The 10,231-nt window shown below is 49.4% G+C and carries 7 protein-coding genes and 1 pseudogene; all 8 read left to right on the forward strand.

All coding sequences use genetic code 11. The annotated features are described in order from the left end of the window. Positions 1 to 1,218 (forward strand): annotated as a pseudogene (locus GAC_RS02885) (hypothetical protein); the annotation flags it as partial. 417 nt (positions 1,219 to 1,635) lie between these two features. After that, positions 1,636 to 5,037 carry an FAD-dependent oxidoreductase gene (locus GAC_RS02890; RefSeq protein WP_010267426.1) on the forward strand — a complete coding sequence of 1,134 codons (3,402 nt, stop codon included), beginning with the start codon at positions 1,636 to 1,638 and terminating at the stop codon, positions 5,035 to 5,037. Positions 5,038 to 5,316: 279 nt separating this feature from the next. Beyond that, positions 5,317 to 6,000 carry a phosphatidylserine decarboxylase gene (locus tag GAC_RS02895; RefSeq protein WP_010264061.1) on the forward strand — a complete coding sequence of 228 codons (684 nt, stop codon included), beginning with the start codon at positions 5,317 to 5,319 and terminating at the stop codon, positions 5,998 to 6,000. A gap of 60 nt (positions 6,001 to 6,060) precedes the next feature. Then, complete coding sequence (gene pssA / locus GAC_RS02900; protein WP_012658913.1) at positions 6,061 to 6,903, forward strand: CDP-diacylglycerol--serine O-phosphatidyltransferase; 843 nt, start codon at positions 6,061 to 6,063, stop codon at positions 6,901 to 6,903. Positions 6,904 to 7,218: 315 nt separating this feature from the next. Then, positions 7,219 to 8,937, forward strand: a complete 1,719-nt coding sequence (yidC, locus tag GAC_RS02905; protein WP_011114285.1) for a membrane protein insertase YidC — start codon at positions 7,219 to 7,221, stop codon at positions 8,935 to 8,937. Positions 8,938 to 8,956: 19 nt separating this feature from the next. After that, positions 8,957 to 9,418, forward strand: coding sequence for a 6,7-dimethyl-8-ribityllumazine synthase (locus GAC_RS02910; protein WP_010264055.1), 462 nt, complete (start codon positions 8,957 to 8,959; stop codon positions 9,416 to 9,418). A 4-nt stretch (positions 9,419 to 9,422) separates the two neighbouring features. After that, complete coding sequence (gene nusB, locus GAC_RS02915) at positions 9,423 to 9,944, forward strand: transcription antitermination factor NusB (protein WP_010264051.1); 522 nt, start codon at positions 9,423 to 9,425, stop codon at positions 9,942 to 9,944. Between the two features lie 33 nt (positions 9,945 to 9,977). Next, positions 9,978 to 10,231: ATP-binding cassette domain-containing protein (locus GAC_RS02920; RefSeq protein ID WP_141564196.1), on the forward strand; the 254-nt coding region annotated here is incomplete at its 3' end.

Here is a 10,231-nt window from a genome sequence, read left to right on the forward strand (position 1 = left end):
GGCTTGCAGAGCCCTAAACGTTCTGCCCAATCGGAAAGTACCGTGCGTGAGACTGGGGCAACAACGCCTGCAGCGAAGCCAGCTGTTGCACCAAAACCGGCCGTTGCAGCGAAGCCAGCTGTTGCACCAAAACCAGCCGTTGCAGCGAAACCAGCTGTTGCACCGAAGCCAGTAGCTGCCTCTGCATTGAACACTGGCAGCACTACACCTGGCGTGCAGCAAGGGAAAGCGATGTCCTCTGACAAGATTGGCCAAGTAACTGAAGCTGGGTTGCAAAGCCCTAAACGTTCTGCCCAGTCGGAAAGTACTGCGCGTGAAATCCAGGACGTACGCAAAAACTCCGCCCAAACACGTGAGTCCAGAGCGGAATTTGCCAACCGGCTGAACGCTTTACTCACAAACAGAAACACGTTTGCGCAGGAAGCTTCCAGGGCGGAAAAACCAAAGGTCGTGGCTAGCACTCCTAAACTTTCCACCCCTGCTTCTGCTCCCGCACAAATAGATTTCAATGAGCTCAAAAGCAAGGCAGCTGCATTTAGCGCCGCACTGGCAGAAAAGGCACGTGCCGAATCAGCTGAGCAGAAATCGCCAACCGTGGGCAGCAGCGCCACACCACCAAGTGCAGTAGCAAAGAAACCGGGCTTAGCCCCCGTTCACGAGAATGCCAGGAGCACAAACCCGGGGTTTGTAGATGAGTTGAAGAAAGTACTTTCAACCAGAAATGGTTCGTCACAAATCGATAAGCCTGCAACTGCAGCAAAAACCTCGGCGCAACAGGCCTCCGTTGCTCAACAGCATGGTGATGTCACTGGGTCTAGAACAGCCGACGCGAGCACACAGAAGATTTCTAAAATCAGTGCAAATCCTGCATTTGCAGGGGCCATACCAACCTTGGAAAGAATGCTGGCAGAGCGGCAATCAACGCAGCAGGCCGAGCGAGTTATCGGCGGCCATTCCGGTGCTCAGAAAGCTATGGGCAATGGGATTTCCTACTCGGATATGGTCTCTACAGGAAGGCAAGGCGCCCCCAGCATGGGCAATCTAGAAGGGGCGGCGGGAAGAAAATCCCCTGCATCAGCGGAAAAGGCAGGCAGATCCGCATCCACTTCTTCACAAAAAGATGGAGAGCAGACCCAGCAAGGCAAGCATGTCTCGTCTTTGATGCGCGGATTCGATTCTTCCAGCGCGACTCCACCTGCAAGAGGAGCTGCGCGTTAATCGCTGTAGCTACTCCGATGTACTAAGCTTGGGTACATAGTGCTGCACAGCCACCCGGTAACGGTGCTGGTTGTGCGGCACACAGTTTGTTATCAAGCACGGCAAAATCCTAAAAGATTGATCGCGCTGTATTTCATTTACAATGATTAAGGTAAGAGGCAAGGCTAATTACCTATCTAACCATAAATCCGAATACCACAAAAACACCAGCCACAGGGACTGGATGCCGCCGGCACTAACGGCAACCACTTGGAATATCAGGCACAATAGCATATACTTGGCGCAGTTTGTCCGCAAAACGTACTATTATAAGGTGCACTCACCCCGGTGTGTTTGCCGGCTGGGTGGCCTGCATCTGTGGCACGCGGACGCATTTTGTTGCGGTAGACGCACGGTTATTATTTTCCGAGAGAGCACATGTGTGCAGTGGACGGGCAGATTCCCGCAGATACAATAGACAACCCCAGGTGTGTGAATGTAGTGAGCCAAGAAGGCTTATACTCCCACGCGGGCCTGGAAAGGTTGGATAGATTGTTTCTCAATGCAGTAAAAAAGCACAGCTTCACATTGTTTGAGCAGCTGATAGGCGCGCGTAGTAAAGGCATCGGGAGCTCGGAAATCATAATAGAGCTGGCATATGTACTGGAACAATTCATAGCGCAGCTGTTCGGCATAGAGGCGGAAATGGGGCGGGATTGGGAGCTCCACACAAAATCCCTAGCTCTGCACAAATGCAAAAGGACATTCGTACACCGTTATGCATTAAAAAAATACGGTAGCCCGGAAGGGTTGAACTTAACCACAATAACAGACGCGCTGTCAGAATTTTTCAGCATTCCGGTTGAAGAGTATAGCTTTGCACAGCAAGTGAATCTATGGTTGGAAGAGCCAGAAAAGTACGAGCCTCAGCTGGACGTAGCGGCAAAATATGCTGCATACATGGTGCACTTGGGTAGCGAGTCCACGCTGTTTCATGTACCAAGCAAGACGGATTTCAACAACCTAATTCCCGTAAACACGGTACAGAAATTCGGGCTAAATTTAATTACAGCAAAGACCTCCACGGCAAGAGAGGGCTTTAACATAGCGAAGCCGCCATCATCTGAACGTGCGCTGAGCGAGGTACACTACTGCATTACGTGCCATAAACAAAAACGCGACAGCTGTTCTAAGGGTATTGTGGACAAGCTGGGAAATGTGAAGGCCTCCGAGCTCGGCATTCCTATGGGCGGGTGCCCAGTTAGGGTGAAAGTCTCCGAGGCAATACTTTTAAGGGCACAAGGGCTCATCGTGGCGCCACTTGCAGTTGTTGTGGTGGATAATCCTATGTGCGTGCTGACTGGGCACCGCATTTGTAACGACTGTATGCGTTCATGCATATACCAAAAGCAGCAACCCGTGGACGTCCCCTACATAGAAACTCACATATTAGATAATGTGCTAAATCTCAGCTACGGGTTCGAGATATATTCTTTGTTTACCAGGTGGAATCCACTTTCCTTCACAAATGTGCTGCCTAAACACTCCACTGGGAAAAATGTCTTGGTTGTAGGCCTTGGTCCCGCCGGTATTGGTTTATCCCATTACCTACTTAATGAGGGGCATAACGTGGTGGCAATTGATGGACTAAAAATTGAGGCGCTACCAGAGCGTCTTTCGGGCATCACGGCAACAAACCAAAAATGCGCCTTTGATTTGGTCAAAGATGCCAAGAGCGAGTTATTTGAAAACCTGGATGATAGGCCATCATACGGCTTTGGGGGGGTATCTGAATACGGAATTACAGCCCGATGGAACAAGAATTATCTCAAAGTTGCAAGGCTGCTTCTTGAAAGGAGAAAAAATTTCACCATGTACGGCGGAGTGCGGCTGGGTGGCACTATAGACGTTGAAGATGCGTTCGCCATGGGCTTTCATCACATCGCTCTCGCCACGGGCGCCGGCTCACCCAGAATTCCGCAAATGGGGAATATGCTTGCGAAAGGAGTAATGACGGCATCTGCCTTTCTTATGTCATTACACCTGGGCAATGCAACGCAGTTCAGCTCTCTTACTAACCTACAAATTAGGCTTCCAGCGGTAGTAATTGGCGGTGGATTAACCGCAGTAGACGCAGCAACCGAATTACTCGCATACTACCCAGTGCAGGTCGAACACTTTTTATTGAAGTATGAGGCTCTCGTAAAAAAGCTGGGCAAAGATGCAGTAGAGGGCAGCTGGGGCGAGGAAGAACGGGCAATTGCCCACGAATTCCTAAGCCACGCGCGCGAAATTAGGTCAGAGAGAACAAAGGCACAACAAGAAAAAAGGCAGCCAGATTTTCTGCCACTTCTACAAGCCTGGGGGGGAGTAACAATCATCTACCGCAAAAGCCTGAATTCCTCCATCGCATACAAATTGAACAGTGCAGAGCTCGAACATGCCCTATCCGAAGGAGTGTATTTTGCCGAAAGTATGCAGCCAAGCGAAATAATGCTAGACGAGTACGGCCACGTTTCCAACATTGCGGTAAAAGACGCAGAAGGCAAAGAGAGGCACATTGCGGCAAGAAGCGCCATAATCGCGGTAGGTACGCACGAGGGGCACCACGTATTGGAAGAGCGTAACATCCTCTTCAGACCAACAAAGGATGCAGTGTGTAACCAAGCGGGGCATCACTTAGAAACCGCATCATTAGATGAGCGAAGCTTTTTTATCTCCCGCGATAAAACAATAAGCGCCTTCGGAGACCTGCATCCCTATTATAAAGGTAGCGTGGTCAAGGCACTAGCAAGCGCAAAAAACGGGTATCAACTGGTAACACAGGCGCTGGAGAGGGGCCCCAAACACTGTAGCAGCGAGATGTTTTTGGAGTCGGTCCGTGGGTGCTTCTCATCACACGTAACCTCTGTTACCTATCCGGCGCGGAATATAGTCGAACTGACAATACACTCTCCCATTGCGGCGCGCAAATTTAAACCTGGGCAGTTTTATAGGTTGCAAAACTTCGGTAGCGCCCATCCGTACGCCAAACATACACAGCTTCTGATGGAAGGAGTGGCAGTGACCGGGGCTTCTGTGGATAAGGAAAATGGCACAATAACCGTCGTGGTGCTTGATGTGGGGGGGTCTTCGAAGTTATGCAGCCAACTGCGTGATGGACAGTTAGTAAGCTTGATGGGGCCCGTAGGCACTCCGACCGAAATACCAAGTGACGAGAACGTGATGTTGGTAGGTGGTGGTGTGGGAAACGCGGTGCTGTTTGCAGTCGGCAAAGCATTGATAGCAAATGGATGCAAGGTTTTGTATTTTGCCGGCTACAGAAGCCTCGAAAGCGTTTTCGGAATACGCTCTATAGAAGCTGCATCGCACACCACCGTGTGGTGCTGTGAGGACGGCGCCATCAAGCACGAACGGCCGGAGGACATATCGCACCATGGAAACATTATAGACGCGATACAGGCTTATAGCGCCGCAAAAAACTCTACGATAAAATTACAATCAGTCGACAGAATAATCATGGTAGGATCCAGCGGCATGATGTCCGCAATTTCCAGTGCAGTGAGAGGAAAGTTGCGATCCTGTTTTAAAGAGCAAATAAAGATTGTGGCCTCAATAAATTCTCCAATGCAGTGCATGATGGGGGGAATATGTGGACAGTGCATCCAGCGCCATATTAATCCATCAACTGGCGAGGAAAGCTTTGTTTACAGCTGTGTAAACCAGGACCAGTGCGCCAACGCGGTAGATTTCGAATTCCTACGCAGCAGGCTACAACAGAACAGCGTTCTCGAGAGATGTACATCCTTATGGGTTGATCACCACTCAGAACGACGGTAACTAGGCCGCTCCCACCTTACCTGCAGCAGGCGCGTAGTGCACCCACCAGGTTCATGAGTTTAAAAACCGTCACCGTAGCGCGTTTTACAGTATTCATAGTTGTGTAAAGCAGTAATTTCATCTAATGGTGATTGCATGCAACAGAGATTCACAATTTGTGTCCACTATATGTTAATAGAGAGGTATTTAAATTACGTATGGTTGGGCACAGAGAAATTGCAATCCTTGTAATAACCCCTTAATATCTATCTGAGTTATTTGCGGTATGTAGTAGTGTACATGAGTTTTCCTAGTATTCACAGGCATGGGTACCCATTCATATGCCTGGCCTTTCTTTGTTCGTGCATTGGTTTCGCGCTCTCTTCGAGCTTGGGCGTAATTTTCGCAATGATAACTGCACTTTGTGCTTACTTTTTCCGCGATCCCATACGCGTCATACCGTTAAATGACGCATTGGTAGCGAGTCCAGCGGACGGGGTTGTTACTTCAATTGTGGAGGTCGAGTCTCCCTTGAACGATGGCAAGACAGTAACCAGAATAAGCATCTTTCTTAGTCTGTTTGACGTGCACGTTAATCGCGTACCTGTTTCCGGAGTGGTCAAGTCCGTTGAGCACCGGCCCGGCAGTTTCTCCTCTGCAGGTTCGGGTGGAGCAGTAAATGAGAATGAGCGCGTAAGGGCAGTGATTGAGTCATCCGTAGGTGGTCACTGCATAGTGGTGGAGCAGATTGCCGGGGTGCTGGCACGCAGGATAGTGTGCGATCTGGAGTCCGGAAAAGCTGCAAAACTTGGTTCGAGAATGGGAATTATCAGGTTTGGAAGCAGAATGAACATTTACATCCCTGCGGGGATGCCAGTATCCGTGGCGGAGGGTCATACGGTAGTGGGTGGGGAGACCATAATCGCCTCACTTGATGCTGATATGGCTACTGTTCACAAGGATCTGACTTTCGATAAGGTATAGATTGCCCGCAGCACACATTTGTGCTAGTCTCGCTACCTGCAAGTTTGCGGTCACCATCTGATGAGTAGTGACGGAGCTAGGGAGAAGAGGGCTGGTCACTGCTCCCCGTCAATAACAAGATTGCTGCCCAGCATGGTCACCATGCTGGGGCTTTGTTCAGGGCTCACCTCCATAAGATATACGTTCGCTGGGCAGTGGGAGCCGGCCGTAATTTTTATTGTAGTTGCCGCGCTGATAGACGGCCTTGATGGCAGGGTGGCCAGAATGTTGAATTCAGCCACAACCTTTGGTGCGCAGCTTGACTCTTTCGCTGACTTCTTGAGTTTCGGAGTTGCCCCAGCGTTTTTGCTGTATTTTTGGCTACTGTACAGCATGCGCGTGGTTGGGTGGGTCTTGGTCATGATATTCGTAGTGTGCATGTCCATAAGGCTAGCGCGGTTTAATGTTTCGTTATACGACGAGGACGAGAAGGAAGATTGGCGAAAATGTTTTTTCGTCGGGGTGCCGGCTCCAATAGGCGCGTTGCTATCGTTAATTCCGGTCATGCTGACATTCTATGATGGAGACGTACGGTGGATATCAGACAGAATACTGAATAAAAACACAGTCTCTGCATACTTGGCATTTGTTGCGTTTTTGTCCGTAAGTAATATTCCTACCATCTCGGCCAAACATCATAACATTTCCCGGCGGTGGTTTTACATGTTAGTCACGATTCTTGCCGTGCTGATGGTGCTTGCGATCACAAACCCGTGGGTCATACTCCCCCTGATGGGCGTGTTATACTTCGTCTCCATACCAATAGGCGGCATTTACTACGCGTACATAAGTGCGCGTAGCACCGCAGCAAAAATGTCCAAAGCCCGCAAAGCCGTTAGTAGTACAGAGCAAAACACAAAATAGTACTGTGGCCTTCCCCTACGTAACACAGATCGGGTTGTGCCGGCGTGTAGCGTCTGCGTGGCATAATCTGTAGACCCGTAGTTTGTTCGTGTGTCATACAGGCACAACCAATTGGGTATACGGCGTGAGAATGCATTGCTAGCAATGTTTTCCCTAATTACGTGTCCTGTAAGCGACTTTAGTCGCGCTGTTGTGCAAACCTCGGTAGATCCGTGTTGCCTTGTGGTGCTTTATATGTTAGCCTCAGTCCTCCGGTTGTGGCGCTTTAAGCAAAATGTGGGCAGATCACCGGTGCGACCCGTTATTGTTTGGTATATGTCAGAAGCTCGTAATTTGGTGCTCGCTGTAGTAGCCTCTGTCGCCGTTATGGTGGGGTGGAGGTTTGTGTATGAGAGAGTATTGGTTAAGGAATATCCTCAACAGCAAAGGGAGGTGGTCTCGGAATCGCTGATCCCAGAGGCAATGGATGTTGCAGAATACAGGCCCAGGGTCGATGCAATAAATTCAGTGCCGCGTGTTAGGTTGGGCAACACCAGTGTTCGCGCCTCAATATCTCTAAAAGGCGCTTTGGTAGACGATGTCTCTCTCACAAAATACCAGGTGAGTACAGATAAACACTCCGAGAACGTCGTTCTTATGTCGCCAGAGGGCACTCGGGAAGATTCCATAGTAGAATTCGGGTGGATTGACCCTGAACACAAAACGAAGGTGCCAGATAAAAATACGCTGTGGGAGGTTGAGCAGGGCTCTGAAGCCTCTGGTGAGGGCTCAGCTACCCTCCGCTGGGACAATGGGCAGGGGCTGGTCTTCAGATTGAGATTTTCCATAGACAGAGCGTACATGTTCAGCGTCTCTCAAGAAGTGGAAAATTCCACGGGGGAGGACCTGCGTTTGTCGTACTATGGTAGGATAAATAAGGCGCATGCCCAAGACGGCAAGTCATATTGGATATCTCATGAGGGTGCAATAGGGAGCTTTGGCCATGGCCTACAAGAATGGACTTACAAAGACATGCAAAAAGGCAGTGGTGCCAGAGTTGGCGCAACGAATGAGGGCACCGGGAGCCACTGGATTGGCCTAGCAGACAAATACTGGTTTACAGCCTTGGTCCCCTCATCCGACAAAGGCAAGTTGGCTTTCCGCGCTAAGCACGTTCCAAGGAATGATGTCGACCATTTCCAGGTGGATTTCAGCAGATCTTATGGCACAATTCCGGCTGGCGGAAAGGCCGAGTCCACAACACAGCTTTTCATAGGCGCCAAGGAGCTGGCAGTGCTAGACAATTATCGCAGTGGGCTTAACATACCACTGTTCGATAAGGCTGTGGATTTTGGGGTGCTATACTTCATTACAAAGCCGGTGTTCCAACTGTTGCAGTACTTTCACAAGGTTGTCGGGAACTTTGGCTTGGCCATCGTTATGCTCACTATTGCAATCAAGCTTGTGGTCTTTCCCCTCTCCAGCAAATCGTACGTCTCTATGTTCAAGCTAAAGAAGCTACAGCCCGAGATTTCTAGAATCAGAGAATTGCATAAGACCGATGATGTCAGGATCAGCAAGGAAATTTCTGCACTGTTTAGAAAGCACGGTGTCAGCCCCATGTCTGGTTTCCTTCCGATATTGGTTCAAATACCGGTGTTTTTTGCCTTGTATAAGGTCTTGTTCGTTACCATAGAAATGAGGCATGCCCCGCTTTTCGCCTGGATACAAGACTTATCAAGCCATGATACAGCAAATCTTTTGAACCTATTCGGGCTACTTAGGTTTGAGCCTCCAATATGTGTGGGAGTACTGCCCATCATACTCGGCATAACCATGGTGCTACAACAGAAGATCAACCAGCAAGACCAAGCTACCCAGGATCCTTACGGCGTCATGAAGTTTCTGCCGTACGTTTTTGTATTTATATTTTCTTCCTTTCCTGCCGGGCTGGTGCTTTATTGGATATGCAGCAATGTGATAACCATGCTGCAGCAGTTGTTTGTGCGCCGTTTTATTTTCGATAGAAGAGATCTCGTCAACAATTCCGCGTGAAGAAGAGTATTTGGTGCATATGGGAGTGGGCATGCAGAACAGCTTGAACGTTTTGATAGTCATTGGGGATTTTTATCCTGAGATATCCAAGCTCATGATAGCTGGTGCAGTCGCGAAATTGCAGTCTTATGGCGCGGCTAGCGTTGAGCATGAGGTCATAACCGTACCTGGGTCTTTCGAGGTCCCTGCGGCAATCTCATTCGCAATCATGAGTGATCGGGAACGCCATGATGGCTATATAGCACTCGGATGTATTGTCAAAGGAGCAACCAACCACCATAATGTTATCTCGTCCTCCGTGTCGGCCTCTTTGGGAGATATTGCAGTGCAGCATGTAGTGCCCTTGGGGTTTGGTATTATAACTTCCGACAGCATGGAGCTTGCCCTGGAAAGGGCAGACCCAAATGGCAAAGATGTTGGTGGTAACGCGGCCACGGCTGTGTTGAGAATGATAGAATTGTACAAGAGGTTTCTTGGGTAAGTTTATGGAAGCAGACAGCAAATCTGATGATCTTCCCTGGTATTCCGGCAAGACTTCCGCCAGATTTCTTGCCGTGCAGGGCGCATATTCCATGATGTTTTCTTCCTACGCAGCGGAGGATTTGGATGGGCTGTTGGAGCATCTGTGCGAGATGCGTGGCGTCTTCGGGTTGGGAAGAGTGGACAAGAAGTTATTGACCAAAATTCTCCGGTCTATGCTCGCTAGGTGTTCCGAGATTGACGCCACAATTTCTGAGCATATCAATAAAAACTGGTCCATGGACAGGATAAACCTGGTGAGCCTGTCTATAATGAGAGCAGGTATATGCGAACTGCTGTGTTTCAGCACCAATGAGAGCATTGTTATAAACGAGTATGTTGATATTGCATCCTACGCGCTGGAGGATGCAGAGGTGAATTTTGTTAACGCCATACTCAACAAAGCTAAAACGGTGCGTTTTGGGCGCGGTACAGAAGTGCAAAACCCTGTTTCTGATGGGGTTGCGTTGCTGCCAAAAAGTTGTTAGTTTAGTCTCTATAGCAAGCAGGTGTAACCGGTAGTGTCTGGTGGAGTGATAAGCATCCGAGGGGCCGGGCAGCACAATCTTAAAAACATAGATTTGGATCTCCCCAAAGGCAAGTTAATAGTTATCACCGGGGTCAGCGGCTCTGGTAAGTCTAGCCTGGCGTTTGATACTTTATACGCGGAAGGGCAGCGGCGATATGTGGAAAGCCTATCCCCTTATGCAAGGCAGTTTTTGAATTTGCACGCTAAACCCGATGTCGACCATATTGATGGGCTGTCACCCGCAAT

Source organism: Anaplasma marginale str. Florida (assembly GCF_000215485.1).
GTDB lineage: Bacteria > Pseudomonadota > Alphaproteobacteria > Rickettsiales > Anaplasmataceae > Anaplasma > Anaplasma marginale.

Bases quoted from the DNA above. Each gene is read 5' to 3' on its own strand.
- GAC_RS02890 (WP_010267426.1), top strand. From the start codon at position 1,636: ATGTGTGCAGTGGACGGGCAGATTCCCGCAGATACAATAGACAACCCC.
- GAC_RS02895 (WP_010264061.1), top strand. From the start codon at position 5,317: ATGAGTTTTCCTAGTATTCACAGGCATGGGTACCCATTCATATGCCTG.
- pssA (WP_012658913.1), top strand. From the start codon at position 6,061: ATGAGTAGTGACGGAGCTAGGGAGAAGAGGGCTGGTCACTGCTCCCCG.
- yidC (WP_011114285.1), top strand. From the start codon at position 7,219: ATGTCAGAAGCTCGTAATTTGGTGCTCGCTGTAGTAGCCTCTGTCGCC.
- GAC_RS02910 (WP_010264055.1), top strand. From the start codon at position 8,957: ATGGGAGTGGGCATGCAGAACAGCTTGAACGTTTTGATAGTCATTGGG.
- nusB (WP_010264051.1), top strand. From the start codon at position 9,423: ATGGAAGCAGACAGCAAATCTGATGATCTTCCCTGGTATTCCGGCAAG.